This is a genomic window from Methylobacterium sp. Leaf94, assembly GCF_001426045.1.
Taxonomy (GTDB): Bacteria; Pseudomonadota; Alphaproteobacteria; order Rhizobiales; family Beijerinckiaceae; genus Methylobacterium.
Genome location: NZ_LMRM01000002.1, coordinates 63957 through 84910 on the forward strand (window position 1 = coordinate 63957; position 20954 = coordinate 84910).

Annotated in this window: 15 protein-coding genes and 2 pseudogenes; 12 read left to right on the top strand and 5 right to left on the bottom strand. The window is 69.0% G+C overall.

Features of this window, described 5'->3' with window-relative positions; all coding sequences use genetic code 11:
• Positions 1–57: 57 nt before the first annotated feature.
• Positions 58–1351: pseudogene (locus ASG63_RS02055) on the top strand (HlyC/CorC family transporter).
• A 152-nt stretch (positions 1352–1503) separates the two neighbouring features.
• The gene (locus ASG63_RS02060; RefSeq protein WP_056211588.1) at positions 1504–2679 is read left to right on the top strand and encodes a GGDEF domain-containing protein; all 1176 of its coding nucleotides are present in this window, start codon (positions 1504–1506) and stop codon (positions 2677–2679) included.
• Between the two features lie 44 nt (positions 2680–2723).
• Here the strand turns inward: ASG63_RS02060 and ASG63_RS02065 are convergent, their stop codons facing one another.
• The gene (locus ASG63_RS02065; RefSeq protein ID WP_056211590.1) at positions 2724–3644 is read right to left on the bottom strand and encodes a peptidylprolyl isomerase; all 921 of its coding nucleotides are present in this window, start codon (positions 3642–3644) and stop codon (positions 2724–2726) included.
• A gap of 612 nt (positions 3645–4256) precedes the next feature.
• On the opposite strand from ASG63_RS02065, the gene secA reads away from it, so the two are divergent.
• The 3 genes from secA (at position 4257) to ASG63_RS02080 (ending at position 8509) form a co-directional block, all read left to right on the top strand.
• Positions 4257–7151 carry a preprotein translocase subunit SecA gene (gene secA / locus ASG63_RS02070; protein ID WP_056211592.1) on the top strand — a complete coding sequence of 965 codons (2895 nt, stop codon included), beginning with the start codon at positions 4257–4259 and terminating at the stop codon, positions 7149–7151.
• A 5-nt stretch (positions 7152–7156) separates the two neighbouring features.
• On the top strand, positions 7157–7561 hold the full coding sequence (locus tag ASG63_RS02075) for a GNAT family N-acetyltransferase (RefSeq protein WP_056211805.1): 405 nt from the start codon (positions 7157–7159) through the stop codon (positions 7559–7561).
• 93 nt (positions 7562–7654) lie between these two features.
• Positions 7655–8509: a cell wall hydrolase gene (locus ASG63_RS02080; RefSeq protein ID WP_056211594.1), complete on the top strand. Its 855-nt coding sequence runs from the start codon at positions 7655–7657 to the stop codon at positions 8507–8509.
• Between the two features lie 569 nt (positions 8510–9078).
• On the opposite strand, the gene ASG63_RS02090 is transcribed toward ASG63_RS02080, so the two are convergent.
• Together ASG63_RS02090 and ispG are read right to left on the bottom strand one after the other, a co-directional pair.
• Positions 9079–11028, bottom strand: coding sequence for a potassium transporter Kup (locus tag ASG63_RS02090; protein WP_056211597.1), 1950 nt, complete (start codon positions 11026–11028; stop codon positions 9079–9081).
• A gap of 215 nt (positions 11029–11243) precedes the next feature.
• The gene (gene ispG / locus ASG63_RS02095; RefSeq protein ID WP_056211599.1) at positions 11244–12551 is read right to left on the bottom strand and encodes a flavodoxin-dependent (E)-4-hydroxy-3-methylbut-2-enyl-diphosphate synthase; all 1308 of its coding nucleotides are present in this window, start codon (positions 12549–12551) and stop codon (positions 11244–11246) included.
• Between the two features lie 353 nt (positions 12552–12904).
• Here ispG and ASG63_RS02100 point away from each other — a divergent pair, with 353 nt between their 5' ends.
• The 6 genes and pseudogenes from ASG63_RS02100 (at position 12905) to ASG63_RS26750 (ending at position 17890) form a co-directional block, all read left to right on the top strand.
• Positions 12905–14017: a patatin-like phospholipase family protein gene (locus ASG63_RS02100; protein ID WP_056211601.1), complete on the top strand. Its 1113-nt coding sequence runs from the start codon at positions 12905–12907 to the stop codon at positions 14015–14017.
• Between the two features lie 57 nt (positions 14018–14074).
• Positions 14075–14695, top strand: coding sequence for a sigma-70 family RNA polymerase sigma factor (locus ASG63_RS02105; protein WP_056211603.1), 621 nt, complete (start codon positions 14075–14077; stop codon positions 14693–14695).
• Between the two features lie 111 nt (positions 14696–14806).
• Complete coding sequence (locus ASG63_RS02110) at positions 14807–15601, top strand: anti-sigma factor family protein (protein ID WP_244472684.1); 795 nt, start codon at positions 14807–14809, stop codon at positions 15599–15601.
• Between the two features lie 257 nt (positions 15602–15858).
• The gene (locus ASG63_RS02115) at positions 15859–16719 is read left to right on the top strand and encodes an acid phosphatase (protein WP_056211605.1); all 861 of its coding nucleotides are present in this window, start codon (positions 15859–15861) and stop codon (positions 16717–16719) included.
• Positions 16720–17124: 405 nt separating this feature from the next.
• A pseudogene (locus ASG63_RS26745) lies at positions 17125–17349 on the top strand (TonB-dependent siderophore receptor); the annotation flags it as partial.
• A gap of 112 nt (positions 17350–17461) precedes the next feature.
• The gene (locus tag ASG63_RS26750; protein WP_274534708.1) at positions 17462–17890 is read left to right on the top strand and encodes a TonB-dependent receptor; all 429 of its coding nucleotides are present in this window, start codon (positions 17462–17464) and stop codon (positions 17888–17890) included.
• Here ASG63_RS26750 and ASG63_RS02130 read toward each other — a convergent pair.
• Positions 17794–18543: a TerC family protein gene (locus tag ASG63_RS02130; protein ID WP_056211611.1), complete on the bottom strand. Its 750-nt coding sequence runs from the start codon at positions 18541–18543 to the stop codon at positions 17794–17796. The two genes, ASG63_RS26750 and ASG63_RS02130, sit on opposite strands and share 97 nt — an antisense overlap.
• Positions 18544–18644: 101 nt before the next feature.
• Complete coding sequence (locus ASG63_RS02135) at positions 18645–19568, bottom strand: lipid kinase (RefSeq protein WP_056211613.1); 924 nt, start codon at positions 19566–19568, stop codon at positions 18645–18647.
• Between the two features lie 415 nt (positions 19569–19983).
• Here ASG63_RS02135 and ASG63_RS02140 point away from each other — a divergent pair, with 415 nt between their 5' ends.
• Positions 19984–20898: a hypothetical protein gene (locus tag ASG63_RS02140; protein WP_056211615.1), complete on the top strand. Its 915-nt coding sequence runs from the start codon at positions 19984–19986 to the stop codon at positions 20896–20898.
• Positions 20899–20954 lie beyond the last annotated feature (56 nt).

Genomic DNA, 20954 nt, shown 5'->3' on the forward strand with positions numbered 1-20954 from the left:
GGCCCGCGCCGTGGTAAGCACCGGCTCGACCTGACGACATCCTCCGGCATCGCACGCATGGAACCCCATACCGATCTCTGGCTGGCCGCGAGCATCGTGGTCATCTCGCTCCTGCTCTCGGCCTTCTTCGCCGGCGCCGAGACCGCCTTCACGGCGGCGTCCCGGGCCCGCATGCTGGCCCTGGAGAATGCCGGCGACGCGCGCGCGCCTCGTCAACGCCATTATGGCGAGCCGCGAGCGCTTCATCGGCGCCATGCTCATCGGCTACAACATCGTGGCGATCGGCGCCTCGGCCTTCACCACCGGCGTGCTCACCACCCTCTTCGGCAAGAGCGGCATCCTCTACGCCACCGGGGTGATGTCGGTCCTAGTCATCATCTTCGCCGAGGTGCTGCCCAAGACCCTCGCGATCAACAAGCCGGACAGCGCCGCCCTGGTCATGGCCCGGCCGGTGGCCTTCGCGGTGGCCCTGCTCGGGCCGGCGGCGCTCGCCATCGAGGCCCTGGTGCGCGGCATGCTCCGTCCCTTCGGCGTCCGGATCGGCGAGCGCCAGACCATCCTGTCGGCCACCGACGAGATCCGCGGCCAGGTCGCCCTGCTTCATCGCGAGGGTGGCGTGGCCAAGGCCGAGCGCGACATGCTCGGCGGTCTCCTCGACCTGTCGGACCTCACCGTCTCGGAGGTGATGGTCCACCGCACCAAGATGCGCACCATCGATGTCGACCTGCCCTCGGAGGAGATCGTGCGCGCAGTGCTGGCCTCGCCCTACACGCGCATGCCCCTCTGGCGCGGCACGACGGAGAACATCGTGGGCGTGCTGCACGCCAAGGATCTCCTCCGGGCGCTGGACGCCGCTGGCGGCGACGCCGCCGGTCTCAAGGTCGAGGCCCTGGCGTTGGAGACCTGGTTCGTGCCGGACACCACCTCCCTGCGCAACCAGCTCAAGGCCTTCCTCGCCAAGAAGACCCACTTCGCCCTGGTGGTCGACGAGTACGGCGAGGTGATGGGCCTCGTAACCCTGGAAGATATCCTCGAAGAGATCGTGGGCGACATCGCCGACGAGCACGACGTCACCGTCTCCGGGGTGCGGGCCCAGGGCGACGGCTCGGTGCATGCCGACGGCAGCGTGCCGATCCGCGACCTCAACCGGGCCATGGACTGGGACCTGCCCGACGACGAGGCCACCACCATCGCGGGGCTCGTCATTCACGAGGCCCGGGCGATTCCCGACACCGGGACAGCTTTCAACTTCCACGGCTTCCGCTTCCAGGTCCTGCGCAAGGCCCGCAACCGGATCACCGCCCTTCGGATCACGCCGCTCGGTCCCGGTCTGCGCAAGGTGGAGCCGTGACGACCCGCCATCCGCGGAGGTCGTCGACGGGCCTCGGACGTCCAGATCTGGGTAACCATGATCGTATAGAATAGCTTCGGACGCTGGTCCGCCGTCCCGAAGGGGCGAGCGGCTTCTGGATCATCGAACGAGCGAGGGGGCGGAACCGATCGATGCTGCTCGATGCCTCGACCCTTCTGCTCGTGACCGTGATCCTGACCTTCATGGTCGGCAGCCTGTTTCTGCTGTCCTGGAGCCAGGCCCGCCACGTCCACGCCCTGGCGATCTGGGGCGTCGCCCACATCACCGGCGCGATGGCCTCGGCCCTGCTGTCCCTGCGCGGGATGATTCCGGACTGGGTCTCGATCGGGGTCGCCAACGGCGTGATGATCGGGGCCTATGGCCTGATCTGGACCGGGACCCGCGCGTTCGAGGGACGGCGCGCCCGCTTCGTACCGATCGCAGTGGCGATCGCGCTCTGGGGGACGAGTTGCCTGGTCCCGGCGTTCTTCGCCTCGGTTCCCGCCCGGGTGATGCTGGCCTCGAGCCTCGCGGGAGGTTTCTGCCTGCTGGCCGCTCGCGAGATCTGGCGGGCCCGGGCCGAACCTCTGGTGTCGCGCTATCCCGGCGTTGCCCTGCTGCTGATCTACACCTTCGCCTACTGGATCCGCGTGCCCCTCGCGCTCGTCGCGCCGCCGCAGACCAAACCGAATCCGCTGCAGACGCCCTGGCTGACCATCCTGTGCCTCGCCGGCATGCTCTTCACCCTGGCGATCGCCTTCGTGTTCATGTCGCTGACGAAGGAGCGCGCGGAGCGCCTGCAGCGCCTCGCTGCCGACACCGACGCGCTCACCGGCATCCTCAGCCGGCGCGCCTTCGTGGCCCGGGCCGAGACTGCGCTGGGGGAGGGCGGTACCTTCACCCTGCTCCTGTTCGACCTCGACCACTTCAAGCGCATCAACGACCGGCACGGCCACGCGGTGGGCGATGGCGTCCTCGTCGGATTTTGCCACACCGTGTCGGCGCTGCTGCCGGGCTCCGCGATCTTCGGTCGGATGGGCGGCGAGGAATTCGCCTGCCTCCTGCGCGGACTCACCCCGGAGGAGGCCTTGACCAAGGCCGAGTTCCTGCGTCGCGCCGTGGCCCGGATCGCCGTGCCGGAACTGCCGCACCTTGCGATCGGCGTCAGCATCGGTCTGGCGGTGCCGGAGGAGGGCTCCGCCGCCGTGGCGTCGGGACGCCGGCTCGATGCCCTGCTCAGCCGGGCGGATGCCGCGCTCTACCAAGCCAAGCGCAACGGGCGCGGGCGGACCGAGCCCGCACCGCACCCGCTGCTCCGAGTCGCCTGAGGCAGGGCGAGTCGCCTGAGGCAGGGCGAGTCGCGTGAGGCGGGTTACGGCGCCTTCTGAGCCGGGGGGGGCGCCACGGCCGGAGCGGCCGCCGTGCGCTCGATCTTGGCCCCCTCGCGCAGTTTCAGGATCAGGTCCTGCTGCGCCTTGCGGGTCAGGTACTGGTCCACCTGCTCCTTCATCTCATCGAAGGTCGGGACCGGCTTGGTGCGCTTCTCCTCGAGCTTGATCACGTGCCAGCCGAACTGGGTCTTGACCGGATCGGACACCTGCCCCGGGCTCATCTTGAAGGCAGCCTCGGCGAAGGGAGCGACCATGCGCTCCTTGGTAAACCAGCCGAGGTCGCCGCCCTCGGTCTTCGAACCGGGATCCTTCGACACCTCGGCCGCGACCCGGGCGAAGTCCTCGCCGCCCTTGATCCGCGCCGCGATCTTCTTGGCCTCGTCCTCGCTCTCCACGAGGATGTGGCGGGCGTGGGCCTCCTCCTCGGGCTTCATCGCCTTGACGGTCTGGTCGTAGAGGGCCTTGGCCGCCTCCGGCGTCGCCGCCTTCTTGGCCTCGCGCTCCAGGTACTCGTCGAGGAGGAGCTTGTCCTTGAAGTAGGCGAGCTTGCGCTGGAAATCCGGCGAATCACCGATCTTGGCGGCTTCGGCCGCCTGGGCCCCGACCTTGAGGTCGATCATGTAGTCGACGAGGAGAGCTTTCTTCTGGGCGTCGTCGACGCCGGGCAGAGAGAGGGCGGGATCTTCGGCCGCGATGGCGAGGTCTCCCGCGGTGATCGGTGCCCCGTTCACCTTCGCCACCACGGTCTCGGGAGCGACGGGTGCTGCGGCCGGTGCCGGGGCGGCCGGCGCCTGTGCCCGGGCCGAGGCCAGCGGCAGGCCGAGCGCCAGGGCGACGGCGCCCGTGCGCAGGAGGCCCGTGCGCAGGAGTCCGGAGCGCGAAAGGGACTTGATCATCGTCATGGAGTCGTCCTTGGGAGCGCCGCCCACGTCCCGGCACGGGGCCGGTCAGAGGTCGTCGCAGGGGGCGGTCGAGCGAGGTGCGGCCGGGGGCCGCGGATTGGCCGCGTCATCAGGTGGCGCGTGCACCCCCCGATGGCAAGCACGGCCGCAGCGTCGAGCGGCCGAATCCAGGCGCCCGTTCGCCGCGCACGCGACGCACCCTCACGCCGTTCCCTCTCCCGTCGCGGCGACGGGTGCGTCGGGCGATCACGATGCGGGGAGATCCCGCGAGCGGCCCGGACACGCGCGCCCGGATCCTTCGTATGAGGACTGAGACCATGAGAACCGGGGCCACGGCACCCCGGCGCCGAATCCGGCCCACGGGGTTCGCGCGGGCGAATCACGCCCCGGATCGAAACGCGGCGCGTCCGAGTTGGCCGGGTCAAAGCCGGCTCAGCGCCCCTCCGGGCATGCGGCCACTCGGCGTCCTCCGCTTGCCCCGCGCCGACCCGGCCCCACCCGATACCCCGGTGTGGACGCGGGCCGGCTCTTTCGGATGCGCCGGCCCGTGTTTACCTCTATAAGCCCGGCCAACATTCGCCTTCAGACTTTTCGATCGACCGTAGGTTCACGATGCTCGGTGCCCTCGCCAAGAAGATTTTCGGCTCGTCCAACGACCGGCGCGTGAAGGGCTATCGTCCCCGTGTGGCCGAGATCAACGCCCTGGAGCCGCAGGTCGCTGCGCTCTCGGACGACCAGCTCCGCGCCCGCACCGACATGCTGAAGGCCGAGCTCGCCGCCGGCAAGACGCTCGATGACATCCTCGTGCCCGCCTTCGCCACCGTGCGCGAGGCGGCCAAGCGCGTGCTCGGCCAGCGCCACTTCGACGTGCAGCTCATCGGCGGCATGGTGCTCCACGAGAGCGGAATCGCCGAGATGCGCACCGGCGAGGGCAAGACCCTGGTGGCGACCCTGCCGGTCTACCTCAATGCCCTCTCGGGGCTGGGCGTCCACGTGGTCACGGTGAACGACTACCTGGCCGCCCGCGACGCGGAGTGGATGGGCCGGGTCTACCGCTTCCTCGGCCTCACCGTCGGCACCATCGTGCACGGGCTCGACGACGACCAGCGGAAGGAGGCCTACGCCGCCGACATCACCTACGGCACGAACAACGAGTTCGGGTTCGACTACCTGCGCGACAACATGAAGTACGAGCTCAGCCAGCTGTCCCAGCGCGGGCACAACTTCGCGATCGTCGACGAGGTCGATTCGATCCTGATCGACGAGGCCCGGACCCCGCTGATCATCTCCGGCCCGGTCGACGACCGCTCCGAGCTCTACGTCTCGGTCGACGCGCTGATGCCGCATCTCGAGCGGGAGCATTACGATCTCGACGAGAAGCAGCGCACGGTCTCGCTGACCGAGAGCGGCAACGAGTTCGTCGAGGACCTCCTGCGCGGGGCTGATCTCCTCAAGGAGGGCGACCTCTACGACGCGCACAACGTCAGCCTCGTCCACCACGTGAACCTGGCCCTGCGCGCCCACACCCTGTTCACCCTGGACAAGGACTACATCGTCAAGAACGACGAGGTGGTGATCATCGACGAGTTCACCGGCCGCATGATGCAGGGCCGGCGCTACTCGGAAGGCCTGCACCAGGCGCTCGAGGCCAAGGAGCGGGTGACGATCCAGCCCGAGAACCAGACGCTGGCCTCGATCACCTTCCAGAACTACTTCCGCCTCTATTCCAAGCTCGCCGGCATGACCGGTACGGCCTCCACCGAGGCCGACGAGTTCGCCGAGATCTACAAGCTCGAGGTCGTCGACATCCCGACCAACAAAGAGGTCGAGCGCGTCGACGAGGACGACGAGGTCTACCGGACGGTGGCCGAGAAGTACGACGGCATCATCGCCGAGATCGAGAAGGCGCATGCGCGCCACCAGCCGATCCTGGTCGGCACCGGCTCGATCGAGAAGTCGCAGCACCTGGCCGAGATGCTGGTCAAGGCAGGCTTCCGCCAGCTCGACTACTCGGACCCCAACGCCCTCACGGACGTCTACGCCGCTGCCCGCGAAGGCCGGGTGACGAAGCGCTTCGCCGTGCTCAACGCCCGCTTCCACGAGCAGGAGGCCTACATCGTCGCCGAGGCCGGCGTGCCCGGCGCCATCACCATCGCCACCAACATGGCCGGGCGCGGCACCGACATCAAGCTCGGCGGCAACGTCGAGATGCGCGTGGAGAAGGAGCTTGCCAGCGTGCCCGAGGGGCCGGAGCGCAACGCGAAGATCGAGGCGATCAAGGCCGAGATCGCGGAGAACCGCGACAAGGTGCTGGCCTCGGGCGAGGCGGCCGACCCGGCTGCGGGCCGCAAGGTCGCCCTGCCGGGCGGCCTCTACATCATTGGCACCGAGCGCCACGAATCCCGCCGAATCGACAACCAGCTGCGTGGCCGCTCCGGTCGCCAGGGCGATCCCGGCCGCTCGAAGTTCTACCTGTCGCTCCAGGACGACCTGATGCGGATCTTCGGGTCCGACCGCATGGACGGCATGCTGACCCGCCTCGGCCTGGAGCAGGGTGAGGCGATCATCCATCCCTGGATCAACAAGGCCATCGAGAAGGCGCAGCAGAAGGTCGAGGCGCGCAACTTCGACATGCGCAAGAACGTGCTCAAGTACGACAACGTCATGAACGACCAGCGCAAGGTCGTGTTCGAGCAGCGCCGCGACTTCATGGGCCAGGACAGCGTGCGCGAGACCGTGGACGAGATGCGCCACGGCGTCGTCGACGACCTCGTGGCGGTGCACGTGCCCGAGAACGCCTACGCCGAGCAGTGGGACATCGAGGGCCTGCGCGAGCGGGTCCAGACGGTGCTCAACCTCGACGTTCCGGTGGAGGACTGGGCCAAGGAGGAGGGCATCGCCGACGAGGAGATGCGCGACCGCCTGCGCCAGGCCGCTGACGAGGCCTATGCTGGGCGCACCGAGAAGAATACGCCCGAGGTGATGACCTATGTCGAGAAGCAGGTGCTCCTGCAGACTCTCGACCACCTCTGGCGCGAGCACCTCGTCACCCTCGACCACCTGCGTCAGGTGGTGGGCTGGCGCGGCGTCGCCCAGCGCGATCCCCTCAACGAGTACAAGTCCGAGGCGTTCGAGCTGTTCAACAGCCTGGTCGCCGCCCTGCGCGAGCAGGTGACGCAGCAGCTCTCGCGCATCGAGATCATGTACGAGGAGCCGCCCGTGGAGGGCGCCGACAATCCCTTCGCCCCACCCGGCCTGCCGCCGATGTTCGCCCAACACCTCGATCCCGTCACCGGTGAGAACGAGATGGCGGGCACCGGTACGGGTAGCGACGGCGGCGCGGGTCCCGCCTACGGCTACGCCGCACGCGAGATGGCCACGGACACCGCCGTTCTCGAGCGCAACCCGGACGATTCCTCCACCTGGGGCCGCGTCGGGCGCAACGAACCGTGTCCCTGCGGCTCGGGCAAGAAGTACAAGCACTGCCACGGGACGCTGACGGCCTGAGCGTGCTGGCGGTCGCCTACGGCATCGAGCCGGACCTCGACGCGGCGGAGTTCCGCCGCGTCCTGATCGAGTCCGGACTCGCCGTGCGCCGCCCGACCGACGACCTACCGCGCCTGGCCCGGATGCTGGCGCAGGCCGATCTCGTCGTCACCGCCCGGCGGGACGACGACCTCGTCGGCGTCGCGCGCACGCTCACGGATTTCGTGTTCTGCGCCTATCTCTCGGACCTCGCGGTGAGCCGCTCCGCGCAGGGGCTCGGGATCGGCCGCGGCCTCCTCGCCGCCACCCGAGCGGCAGTCGGGCCGCAGGCCTCGCTCCTGCTGACGGCCGCCCCCGGGGCCGTCAGCTTCTACGATCGGATCGGGATGCCGCGGGTGGCGGATGCCTTCCGCTACGACCGCGAGGCCTGACCCGCCGCCTCGAAATCGCCGCCCCTGCCCAGAAACGAACCCATTTGGTGGTCAAGCCATATGGATACGCTTGAGGGAGTGGAGCGAGACGGCATGCAGGAAACCCGATCGGCGACGACGCTGCCTCTACTTGGTCTCCTCCTGGCGGTTCCTGGTCTCGGTGGCTGCAATACCTATGCGGGTGCACCCACGGTGACGGGTTCGACGCTCGCAGCCAAGCCGGTGTCCGTCACCGATGAAGAGCGCGACTGTCTCGGTCGGGCGATGTACTTCGAGTCGAATCGCAGCGACGCCGAAGGCCTGCTCGCCGTCGGCACGGTGGTCATGAACCGGCTCGAGGCCGCCGCCTTTCCGAATGGCGGGATCTGCTCGGTGGTCGGCCAGCCCCGGCAATTCGCCCCCGGTGTCTTGACGAAGAAAATGGACGACAAGAGCCTGCAGAAGGTCGCCGAGGTGACCGATGCCGTCCTCGATGGCCAGCGCCACCCGAAGGTCGGGCGAGCGATGTACTTCCACACGGCCGGCCTGCGCTTCCCCTACAACAACATGCACTACGTGGCGGTGGCCGGCGGCAACGCCTTCTACGAGAAGCGCAAGCCCGGCGCCGTGGAGCAGGCCACGCCGCCCGCGCCCGCCACCGCGCTCGCCTTCGCCTCGGCCGAGGCCCCCGCGGCGCCGACGATGCCCGTGGTCGCGGCTTCGGTTTCCCCCGCGGCCGCCCCCATCCCCGCCCCGGTCGAGACCGCGGCTGCCCGCGCGACCCCGACCGCCTCGGTGCCGGACCATCGTGCGGCCCCGATCCGTACGGTGCGGGCCACCGTCGACGAGAAGCCCGCACCCGCGGCCAGGGCACCGAAGGCCGCCCACAGCCGCGTCGCCCTGACGCCGGCCGCCCTGGCTCCTGAGCCGCTGATCCCGCCGCCCGTCCTCAACCTGCCAAGGCCGTGAGCCGGCCCCCGAGGAACCGCCGCGAGCCGTGGGCCGATTCCCGACGGGCCTCGGTTCCGGCGCCTTGCATGCCGCTTTCGGTCGCGGAGATTAACGGGGCCGCCACCCTATCTGAAATCGCACCTTCTCCTTACCGCAGGTCGCGATGAACATGGTTCGGCCGGTCGCCCACCTCGCAAAGGCGTGCACGCGTGCGATCGTCCGTGCCCTCACTGGGGGCTTCGATGCGCTGACGGGTCCGGTCGGACGCCTGAACGATCGCGTCGAAGCGCACCTGCGCGATCGGACACCGCTGCTCAGGGCCTATTATGCGCGTCCCGCGCCTCGGCTCGCCGCGCCGTTGTCCGTCCTCGACGGGCCCATCGATCTGGCGCTTCGTGGTGGAATCCGCGAGACCGCGCCGAGCCGACCGGCGGAGACGACGGCGCCGCAGCCATCCGCCATGGCATAAGCCAGGTGCCGCCCTCCGAAGCCACCTGATCCGCTTACTGCGGTGGCGCTTCGCCCGAATGTCGGAAAACCCGCCCGTCGCGGCCCTTCGGACCGGGAGGCCGCCTTCGGCACGGTTCCTACACGGTCACTTGGGTCCCGACCTCGACCACGCGGCCGGTGGGGATCTGGAAGAAGTCCGTGGCGTCGTTGGCGTTCTTGGCCAGGGTGATGAAGATTCGGTCCTGCCACAGGGGCATGCCCGAATGGGCGGCCGGGCGGATCGAGCGGCGGGACAGGAAGAACGACGTCGCCATGATGTCGAACTTGAAGCCCTGCTTGCGCAGCAGCGTCAGGGTCCGGGGGATGTTCGGCGTCTCCATGTAGCCGAACTTCATCACCACCTTGTGGAAGTGCGGGCCGATCGGCTCGATGTGAATACGGTCGACCTCGGCGGCGCGGGGCGTGTCCACGGTCTCCACGGTGAGCACCACGTTCTTCTCGTGCAGCACCTTGTTGTGCTTCAGGTTGTGCAGCAGGGCGGCCGGGGCGATGTAGGGGTCGCTGGTCAGGAACACCGCGGTGCCGCGGACGTGATGCGGCGGGCTCTTCTCCAGCATGCTGACGAGCTCGGTGAGCGGTACGTCGGTCTTGCGCGTCTTGTTGATCAGGATCCCGACGCCGCGCACCCAGGTCCACATCATGACGATCAGGGCACCGGCGAACAGCAGGGGTACGTAGCCGCCCTCGAACACCTTCAGCATGTTCGACAGGAGGAACAGGAACTCCACCGCCGCGAAGGGCAGGATCGCGAGGCCGGCGGCCCAGGGCGACCATTTCCAGGTCTTCCACAGCACCAGGAAGGCGAGGCTGGCGGTGATCAGCATCGTGCCCGTCACGGCGATGCCGTAGGCCGAGGCCAGGGCCGCCGAGGAGCGGAACAGAACTGCCAGGATCACCACGCCGACCATCAGCAGCGCGTTGATCTGCGGCAGGTAGATCTGGCCCGAATGCGATTCGGAGGTGTGGCGGATCTCCAGGCGCGGCAGCAGGCCGAGCTGGATCGCCTGGCGCGACAGGGAGAAGGCGCCGGTGATGACGGCCTGGCTCGCCGTGACGGTGGCGGCGGTGGCGAGCAGCACCATCGGCAGCAGGCCCCATTCGGGCACGAGCTGGAAGAACGGATCGGTGGTGTCGGGCTTCGACAGCACCAGGGCCGCCTGGCCGAAATAGTTCAGGACGAGGCAGGGGCCGACGAGGCCGAGCCAGGCGATCTGGATCGGCCGGCGCCCGAAATGGCCGAGATCGGCGAACAGGGCCTCGGCCCCCGTCACCGCCAGGAACACCGCGCCGAGCGCCACCAGGGCGCCGGTGCCGTGCCCGAGGAGGTAATGCACGGCGTAGTACGGGTTGAGGGCCCAGAACACGTCGGTGTTGGCAGCGATGTGGGGCAGCGCGGCGAGCGCCATCGCGGCGAACCACACCACCATCACGGGGCCGAAGAAGGAGGCCACCTTGCTGGTGCCGCGCACCTGGATGAGGAACAGCGGTACGATGATCGCGATGGTGATCGGCAGCACGTACGAATCGAAGGCCGGGGTGACGAGCTTCAGGCCCTCCACCGCCGAGAGCACCGAGATCGCCGGCGTGATGATGGCGTCGCCGTAGAACAGCGAGGCGCCGAGCAGACCGAACATGAACACCACGCGGGAGCCGCCGAGCGCCGTGCGGGCCAGTGCCATCAGCGAGAGGATGCCGCCCTCGCCGTTGTTGTCCATCCGCAGCAGGATGACGACGTACTTGATGGTGACGATGAGGACGAGGGCCCACAGGATCAGCGAGGCGACGCCCAGCACCTCCTCGCGCAGCAGGATGCCGTCGGCCCGCGCCGAGACCAGGGCCTCGCGGAAGGCGTAGAGCGGGCTCGTCCCGATGTCGCCGTAGACAACCCCGACGGAACCGAGGACCAGCGTCCACAGGCCCGCCGGGCCGTGGGCCCGGGCGGTCTCGGGCGAGGCCTCGGCGGCCGGAGGTGCACCGGCGCCGTCGGGTTTGGCGGCGGGCGCGCTCGAAGGGGCGGTCTGCGTCATTCGGCTCGATCGAGGCTCGTGGCGAGCCCAACGTCTCGCGGCGCGGGTTTGGTCGCGCGCGAGAACGCCGGGGCCGTCCCGACGGGGTCGGGCGGCGGGGGACGGTCGCGTTCACGCTATCATGCGGCGCAGCACGCGAGAACGGCAACCTGGGCGCGGTTGCCGCTCATCGGGGTTCGAGTCCGGATCGCGTCCGGCAGCTGCGCGTCAGGAGGCTACTCGGCGGCGGTGCGGGTACCCGTGCCGAAGCGCCGCTCGATGTAGTCGGTCACCACGGTCTCGAAATCCTTGGCGAGGGTCGGTCCGCGCAGGGTCATGGCCTTCTTGCCGTCGATGAAGACCGGCGCCGTGGGGGTTTCGCCGGTGCCCGGCAGGGAGATGCCGATGTCGGCGTGCTTCGATTCGCCGGGGCCGTTCACGATGCAGCCCATCACCGCGACGTTGAGCCCCTCGACGCCCGGATAGGCCTTCTTCCATTCCGGCATCGAGGTGACGATCCAGCTCTGGATGTCGCGGGCGAGTTCCTGGAACGTGGTCGAGGTGGTGCGGCCGCAGCCCGGGCAGGCGGCGACGAGGGGCACGAAGGTGCGGAAGCCCATGGTCTGCAGGAGTTCCTGCGCGGCCTTCACCTCCACGGTGCGGTCGCCGCCCGGCTCGGGGGTCAGCGAGTAGCGGATGGTGTCGCCGATGCCTTCCTGCAGCAGCACGCCGATGGCGGCGGAGGCGGCCACCAGGCCCTTCGAGCCCATGCCGGCCTCGGTGAGACCCAGATGGATGGCGAAGTCGGAGCGGCGCGCCACCTCGCGATAGACCGCGATGAGGTCCTGCACCGCCGAGACCTTGGCCGACAGGATGATCTTGTCCTGGGACAGGCCGAGTTCCACCGCGCGCTCGGCCGAGCTGAGGGCCGATTGCACCATGGCCTCGCGCATCACCGCGCGTGCGTCGATCGGCCGGGCCGAGCGGGCGTTCTCGTCCATCAGGTGCGTGAGCAGCGCCTCGTCGAGGGAGCCCCAGTTCGCGCCGATGCGGACGGTCTTATCGTAGCGGATCGCCTGCTCGATGATGGTCGAGAACTGCGTGTCCTTCTTCTCCTTGAAGCCGACATTGCCCGGGTTGATCCGGTACTTGGCCAGCGCCTCGGCGCAGGCCGGATGGTCGGACAGGAGCTTGTGGCCGATGTAGTGGAAGTCGCCCACCAGCGGCACGTGCACGCCGATGCGGTCCAGGCGCTCGCGGATCTTCGGCACGGCGGCAGCCGCCTCGTCCCGGTCGACGGTGATGCGCACGAGCTCCGAGCCGGCCCGGGCGAGCTGGGCCACCTGGGCCACGGTGCCGTCGATGTCGGCGGTGTCGGTGTTGGTCATCGACTGGACGACGATCGGTGCACCGCCGCCCACCGTGACCGCGCCCTCACCGGATCCGATGGTGACGCCGACCGTGCGGTGGCGTGGGCTCGGGCCTGCGATCTCGGGGCCGGTGCCGCTGATCGGGTTGATGGGGGTCGCGTCCATGATGTCCATCGTTGACTGTGCGCTCCGAGGAACGTCCGCCGCCGACCGGGAGCCTCCGATCGGGCCGGTCCGGACCGGGGGCGGCGTTCCGATGCCGCAAACTCTACGCCCTCGATCGTTTAGCTGAGATGACGGCGGGCGGGCGTCAAGTCCGCTGCGTCACCGGGCATTCCGGATGGCACAGCGAACACGCTGATCGTATTCGGCTTCTCCCATGTCCCATCCGGGCGGCGATGTCGAGTTTCCGGACCAGTCCGGGTGGCAGGGCTGCGTCACGGACAGGGAACCGCTGCATCTTCCCGCCTGTTTGTGGCCTTGCGGCATCATATATTGCGCTGCAGCATAAACGTTGGGAGATCCGCATGCTTGATCCGCATCAGCAGCCGACGGTCGATTCGCTCATCGACGTCCCGGTCGAACGGGACCTGCGGATGCAGCCCGCCGCCAAGACCCGTGTGATGGCGGGTCCGCATGCGGAGAAGACCGTCGCCCTCGCCCTTCAGGGCGGCGGCGCGCACGGCGCGTTCACCTGGGGCGTGCTCGATGCGCTGATCGAGGACGGGCGCCTCGGTTTCGAGGCGATCACCGGGGCGAGCGCCGGGGCGATGAATGCAGTCGTGATGGTCGATGGCTGGCTCGAGGACGGGCCCGGGGGCGCTCGCCGGGCCCTGGAGCGGTTCTGGCGCGAGGTCAGCCTCGATGGCGACTTCTGGCCGGCTCAGCGCCGCGCCTTCAGCGGTCTGTTCGAGTTCTGGTCGAACAATCCGATCGCGGAGTTCTGGAGCCGGGCCCTGAAGACCAGCCCCTACACCTCGAACCCGCTGAACTACAATCCGCTCCGCAAGGTGCTCGCCGCCCAGGTGGATTTCGAGCGCCTGCGCGCCGCTGAGACCGCTGCGGTGTTCGTCTCCGCCACCAATGTCTGGACGGGCAAGCTCGCGGTGTTCGAGCGCGAGGCGCTGAACGTCGATCACCTCATGGCCTCCGCCTGCCTGCCGACCGTGTTCCAGGCGGTGGAGATCGACGGCGTGCCCTACTGGGATGGCGGCTATCTCGGCAACCCGCCGCTCTATCCCCTCTATCGCGGGGCCGAGACCCGCGACATCGTCCTGGTGCAGATCAACCCGGTGGAGCGCCGCGAGACCCCGCGCACGCCGCAGGAGATCCAGGACCGGCTCAACGAGATCACCTTCAACGCCAACCTCATGCGCGAACTGCGCGCGATCGACTTCGTCGACCACCTCATCGCCGAGGGTGTGCTCGGCCGGGGCGAGTACCAGTCGCAGTACGTCCACCGCATCGACGGCACGGGCGCCCTCGACGAGTACCAGGCCTCCTCGCGCCTCGATGCCCGCTGGCGGGTGTTCGAGCGCCTGCGAGACAAGGGCCGTGGTGCGGCTCAGGCCTGGATCGCCGAGAATTACGAGCAGATCGGCCGAACCTGCACCCTCGATCTCAAGGCGACCTACCGTTGATGCGCGTCCACACGCCGCGGCTGGATTAAGAGCAGCGGTTCGTGCGTTGATCCTCTTATGACGACCGAACCGAACCGGCCCGGCCCCACTGCCATCGTCGACCTGCTCGTGCCGCTCCGGCGCTACGCGCGGGCCCTGACGCGCGACACGCTGCGGGCCGATGACCTGGTGCACGATGCGCTGGTGCGGGCCCTGGAATCGGGCCAGGCGGCGCGGCCGAACACCAACCTGCGCACCTGGATGATGACGGTGCTGCACAACGTCTTCATCGACGAGCAGCGCCGGAAGCGGGTCGAGGCCCGCCACGCCGATACCCTCGTGCAGATGAGCGAGGAGATGGCGCCCCCGGCCCAGGAGGCGCAGGTCCGCCTCGCGCAGATCCGGCGCGCCTTCCTCACGCTGCCGGAAGAGCAGCGCGCCGCCCTTCACCTCGTTACCCTGGAAGGTATGGCCTATGCCGATGCGGCGGCCGTCCTCGGCATCCCCATCGGCACACTGATGTCGCGTCTCGGGCGGGGCCGCGCCGCCCTGCGGGCCTTCGAGGAAGGTGAGCGCCAGGGGAGCGGTCTCGCCGAGCGGCGCCAGCGCCTCGCGGCCGAGCGGCCGCGCCTGCGCCTCGTCGCCCAGGACGAGGACGACGCATCGCACCGAACGGGCCGCGCCGTCGGCGACACCTGAGACGTTTTCGAAGACCGGGACGGAGCGCCATAGGCAGGCCGATCCGTTCTCAGCGCGGCCGGGACTCCTCGTCCGGGGACGCGCCCCCTGTATCCGACCGGAGCCGACGCCATGGACCAGACCGCGATGATCGATCCGATCACCGAGAATGACCTCACCGCCTTCGTGGATGGGCAGCTCGATGGCCTGCGCCGCCTCGACGTGGAGGCGCACCTGGCGCGCAATCCCGAGACCGCCGCGCAGATCATGGCCGAGCTGCACGACCGGGACGCGCTCCGGCAGGCCTTCGCCATTCTTCCCGGCCCCGGACCGGAGCGTAACCGGGCCGCCGCACGGCGCCTCGACCGGACTCTGGCCTGGCGCCGGTTCGGTGACCGCCTGCGTCGCGCCGCGGTGATCGCGCTCCTCGTTGGCACCGGCTGGCTGGCCCATTCCGACGGGCCTTTCCTCGGCGTGCCGGACACGTTCGCCTCCCCCGTGGATCCGGCCCTGGTCGCCGATGCCCGCCACGCCCGCGAGGCGGCGCAGGTCCGCGCCCGCATTGCCGCGCAGCGGGGCGATCAGGCCCAGGCTTATGATCGCGCCGGCATTGCCGCAGCTACCGGCATCGCGTTGCCCGACCTGCCGGCGGACTGGACGGTGCGCGACGTGCAGATCGTGCCGGCCCGCAACGGCACCGGCATCGAGGTGGTGATTGACGCCGGCAAGCTCGGCGAAGTCTCCCTGTTTGCCACCCGCAGCCTCGACGGCCACGTCGCTCCGAGCGAGGTCACGAGCCCCGGCGACGGCGAGACCGCCTACTGGACCGCCGGTCACTCGGCCTACGCCCTCAGCGGAGGTCACGACCACGTCGGTCTCGAATCCGCAGCACGCAACCTCGCCGGCCGGACCGCAACGAAGCTCTGATCGGTCGTCGCGTCGGTCCGGCGCCTGCATTGCCCGGTTTCCGCGACGCGGCGCCCTCCCGGCGCGTCGATCGCCTGTGTCGATGCAGGACGGCCAAGTCCGGTCATTCGCCTCTTCCGACGTTTTCCGGGAGCCCGAAAGAAACATCGAAAGCGATTTCGTCAGCGTTCAGACGAGCCGTGCCATAGGCCTGTTGTATAGAAGCCCTATACTCCGATGGCACCTGCTCTGTGCCGACCTCTGACGCCGAGACGCCGATGGCCCGCCTGCTCCCGACCCTGATGTTCCTGGCCGTCCTGCCGGTGGGGATTGCCCCTACGGCGGTTTGGGCGGAGGAGACTGTGCCGAAACCGGCCTCGGCCCCCGCCGTCGGTGTCACGCCTCTGACACCCGGCAAGGCAGCCCGGGCACCCTACCTCTCCGAGGCACAGGCGCCCGACACCGTCGCGATCCTCGGAGCCCCGCCGCGGGGCCAGTCGGCGGCCGAGTCGGCGGACAAGGCCGCGTTCGTCGCAACTCGGGCCCTCAAGGGAACGCCGCGCTGGACCCTGGCCACCACCGATGTGGCCGATGGCGCCTCGGCGATCCTTGACGACTTCGCCTGCGTCATCGGCCAGCGTATCGAGCAGTCCCGGGCGCCTGCCCTGATGACCCTTCTGGAACGCGCGCGCCTCGACATCGCCCAGGCCACTCGTGGTCCGAAGCTGCATTACCGCCGCCTGCGCCCCTTCGTCGGCAACGACGCGGAGATCTGCGTGATGCGGACCTCCGACCTCGGCAATGCCTTCAGCTTCCCGTCGAGCCATGCGACCCAGGCCTGGACCTACGCAGCGATCATGGCGGCCCTGATGCCCGAGAAGGCGACGCAGTTCTTCGTCCGTGCCCGCTCCTACGGCGAGAGCCGTGTCGTCTGCGGTCTGCACTGGGCGAGCGATATCGAAGCCGGGCGCACGGCTGCCAGCGCCGTCTTCGCCGCCCTTCAGGGCGACGCCGGCTTTCGGGCCGATCTGGAGAAGGCTCGCGTCGAACTCGGCAAGCTCAGGGCCGTCGGCGGTCCGGCTCCCGACCAAGCCGTCTGTGCCCGCGAGGAGGCCGCCGCGCGTGAGCCGATCCTGTAGTGTTTGACCGGCGACCCAGCGTTCCAGAACTTCATCACTGAGCAGTACCGAATCGGTTACGCCTTCGAGCATCGCTGCGGCCCCGACCCGATCTTCCTGCAGAAACTTCCGCAACCAGCAGGTCGACGCGGACCTAAGCTAGACCCAGATCGACGCCCTGAGCGACGATCTCACCCGGGCCCTGCGCTTCACGGGCCGGATCACCAACGTCCTCGACGCGTTCGCGGTCGACAACCAGATCAAGGCGCACGTTGCCACCGGTCCCGTGCAGCACACCCTGCTCACCGACGAACTCATGCCCTCTGTAAGCTTCGCGCCCTCCTTCGCCCCACAACTTGGGCTCGATCGCGACGGAACACAGTTCCAGTCGACGGAAGTCCAGCAGATGGCGGCGTCAAGTTCAATGTGCCGGGCACCAACGTCGTCCTGAACACCGCCATCTTCGACATCACCCAGACCAACGTGCTGCGGCCCGACCCCGTCAATCCGTTGGTCTTTCAGGCCGCCGTCGGAGAGGCGCAGGCGCGCGGCGCGGAACCGGAGGCTGTCGCCAATCTCGGACCCGGCTTCAACATCATGGCTGCCTACAGCCACGTGGACATCCGAACGACCCGGAGCCCGGGCAGCCCGGAGAAGGTCGGGCTCGCCCTTTCGGGCATTCCCGACAACCCCTTCAAGATGCGCGCGACCTCCGCGCTAACCCCCGGGTCTCGACCTCTCGGGTCTCGGGGTCGGCGGCGGCGTGCGCGACGCTGGCAGCAGCCCGGCCAACGACGTGCCCAGCAGCTTCCGCAACGCCACCGTGCCTCTGTTCGATGCCGTACTCGGCTACGAGTTCGCATGGATCGATCCGAAGCTGCAGGGCATGAAGCTGCAGGCCACCGTCCACAACCTGTTCGACCACAACTATCAGACCTGCTGCCAGGCGGGCTACTGCTATCGCGGTCAGCCGCGCCGGTTCATCGCGAGCCTGATCGATCTCTGGGAACGCGCTGCCCAACGGAAAGAGGCCCGGCCGATCAGCCCGGCCGAGCCTCCTCGAGGATTTTCCCGTGAAACGTTAACGACGTTTCCTCAGGATTTGGTGATCGTTCCGGTCTGGGCACGCCTGCGGCGTCGGGCCAGCATGTTCAGCCCCTCCACGCCCGCCGAGAAAGCCATGGCAGTGTAGATGTACCCCTTCGACACGTGAGCACCGAAGCCTTCGGCGATCAGCGTCATGCCGATCATGATCAGGAAGCCCAGCGCCAACATCACCACCGTCGGGTTGGCGGCGATGAAGCGCGACAACGGGTCGGCAGCCAGCAGCATCACGGTCACGGCGGTGACGACGGCGATCACCATGATGGGCACGTGCTCCGTCATGCCCACCGCCGTGATGATGCTGTCGATGGAAAACACGAGATCGAGGACGAGGATCTGGCCGATGGCCGCGGTGAAGCCGAGCCGCACAGCGCTGCTCCCGAGCGTCTCCGGCTCCGGATCGACGGTGTGATGGATCTCCTTCGTGGCCTTCCACAGCAGGAACAGGCCGCCGGCGATGAGGATCAGATCGCGCCAGGAAAAGCCCTTGCCGAACACCTCGAAGACGGGCTGCGTCAGGGCGACGATGTACGCGATGGTGGCGAGGAGGCCGAGGCGCAGGATCAGCGCCAGGCCGATACCGATGCGCCGTGCCTTCTGCTGGTGCTCGGGCGGAAGCTTGTTGGTCAGGATCGAGATGAAGATGAGGTTGTCGATGCCGAGCACGACCTCCATCACCACCAGGGTGGCGAGGGCCGCCCAGGCGGTGGGGTCGCTGGCGAGTTGAAGCAGGCTGTCCACGGTGGCCTCGTCGAGTCAGTCAGGGCCGCTCCCCCGGACGGCGTCGCGCCGGGAGCGGGGATGGAGAGGGGCGGGGCCGGTCCCGGCCCCGTTCGGCTCGGTCAGGCCGTCGGGCCGGGGCTGCTCGCGGCCACGCCTGGCCGTTCGGCCGGGGCCGGGCTGAAGATCCGCACCGCCTTCGGCACCACCTTGAAATGGGCCGGGGTGTAGGTCGACAATTCGCCATCGGTGTTCACGGGGCGCGGCTTCTTGGTCTTCACCACGATCTCGGTGGTGCTGAAGGCCCGCACGTCGGCCGCCTTGCCCTGGGTGCCCTTGCGCAGAGCCGGCAGGAGCATCAGCAGCCGCCACCAATGGGCGACCTCCAGGCTGTAGAAGTCGAGCTTGCCGTCGTCGACGGTGGCCGTCTCCTCGACGGTCATGCCGCCGCCGTAGTGACGTCCGTTGCCCACCGAGACCTGGATGGTGCGCACCGTCTCGGTCTGGCCGTCATGCTCGATGTAGACGGTGAAGGGTCGCATCCGCCGAAGCACGCGGACCGCCGCGATGCCGTAGCCGAGGGTGCCCCAGGTCTTCTTCGATTCCGCCGTGAGGTCGCCCGCGAGGTCCGCCGAGAAGCCGATGCTGGCGACGTTGAAGTAGTAGTGCCCGTTGACGCAGCCGAGATCGGCCGGGCGTGCCTCCGCGCTGGTGATGAGGCGAGCGGCCTCCACCGGGTCGACGGGCAGGCCGAGGGAGCGGGCGAGATCGTTGGCCGTGCCGAGGGGCAGGATGCCCAGGGGCAATCCCGTCTCGACCAGAGCGGGCGCGGCCGCGTTGAGGGTGCCGTCACCGCCACCGAGGATGACGAGATCGCAACCCTGCGCGTGACGCTTGATGACCGCAGTGCAGTCGGCGTTACCCGGCGGCTCGAAGGGTTCGATCCCTCCGGCGCGGAGGACGTCGCGGACCTCGTCGAGGGAAAAGCTGCCGTTGCGGGCCTTCGGATTGACGAGGAGAAGCGCCTTGCGGGAGGGCGCGCTCATCGGGAGGCTCCGGTCTGGCACGGATCAGGCTGACGATGTGGGAACGGGAAACAACGAGGGACCATGAGGCTCGACACCCTCCGGTGCGTTCGCGCCGCGTCAGCGCAAAAGCATGGAAGGGTCCGACATCACGGTCAACGCCTCGACCGCCAGAGGGGCCCGGACCCGATCCACAAGGTGGGTTCAGGCTTGGCAATGACAAGAGCCCCCCGGCACAAGAGTCGGTGCCGCGGCGCCTGGGTCCGTGCGCGACGCATCCCCGCAATCCTCGCACCCGTCCACACTTCCGAACCTGGGCCGAACCGTTGCGTGCGCATTCAGGGAAACTTAGCGGCCGCACCCGACGTTTCATTCCGGTCGATCGGTCCCGCACGCGCTTTTCCGAAACCCCGGCCGCGACCCCGGTGATGATGCCATGCGCCACGGTCCAAGCTTCAACGGAACCGGTCTCGTCCGACTTGGCTTCGCCTCGTCCGTCGCGCTGATGAGCGCGGCTCTGTCCGTAGGAACGGCGCAGGCCCAGACGCGCCCGGGTTGGGTCGACCCGCCGGCTCGACAGGCGGTGCAACCCGGCGCGGACAAGGCCGTCGGTGAGAAGCTGTCACTCGAGAAATCCGCCTCCGAGAAGCCCGTGACCGAGAAGCCCGTGGCTGAGACGCCTGCGACGGCCAAGGCGCAGGCGGATGGCCCGTCGGCCCAGGACGCGGCGAGCGCCGAGCGGACGCCGATGGCCGCGCACCGGCGGCGCGTGGCAGGATCCGCCGACGGCCGCCGTGCGGCGACCCGCGAGGGACGCGCCGCGCCGGAGCGCCTGCATATCCGCCCGCGCCTGGCCGACACGCCCACCCCGATGGCATCACCGGCGGCGGCCTCGGACGCACGCTTCCCCGAATGGGCCGCCGCCGCGACGCGCCTGACCGACCGGTACCTGGACAACGTCTCGGCCTCCGGGGACGCGATGGTGGTGAACGCGCCGCGATTCTACGCCGAGCGGGTCCGTTTCCACGGCCGCACCCTGTCACTGGCGGCCCTCATCGCCGAGAAGCGCCGCTTCGTCCGGCGCTGGCCCGAGCGTCACTACGAGGCACAGGGCGGAGCGACCCGAACGGCCTGCAACGCGGCGAGCGCGACCTGCATCGTCCACACCACCTTCAATTTCCGCGCCGACAACCCGGGGCGCGGCGTGCGTTCGCAGGGCGTATCCGAACTCACACTGACCATCAGCTTCGCCGGGGAGCGCCCGCTGATCGTCGCCGAGTCGAGCCGCGTGCTGCGCCGCTATGGTGCGGGGCCGCAGAGCGCTATAGCGAATGCGCAGCGCGGTGCCTGAGGCCGGCCCGTCGCGATCGGTGCGTCATACCCGGAGTTCTGCGCATCTTGGATGAT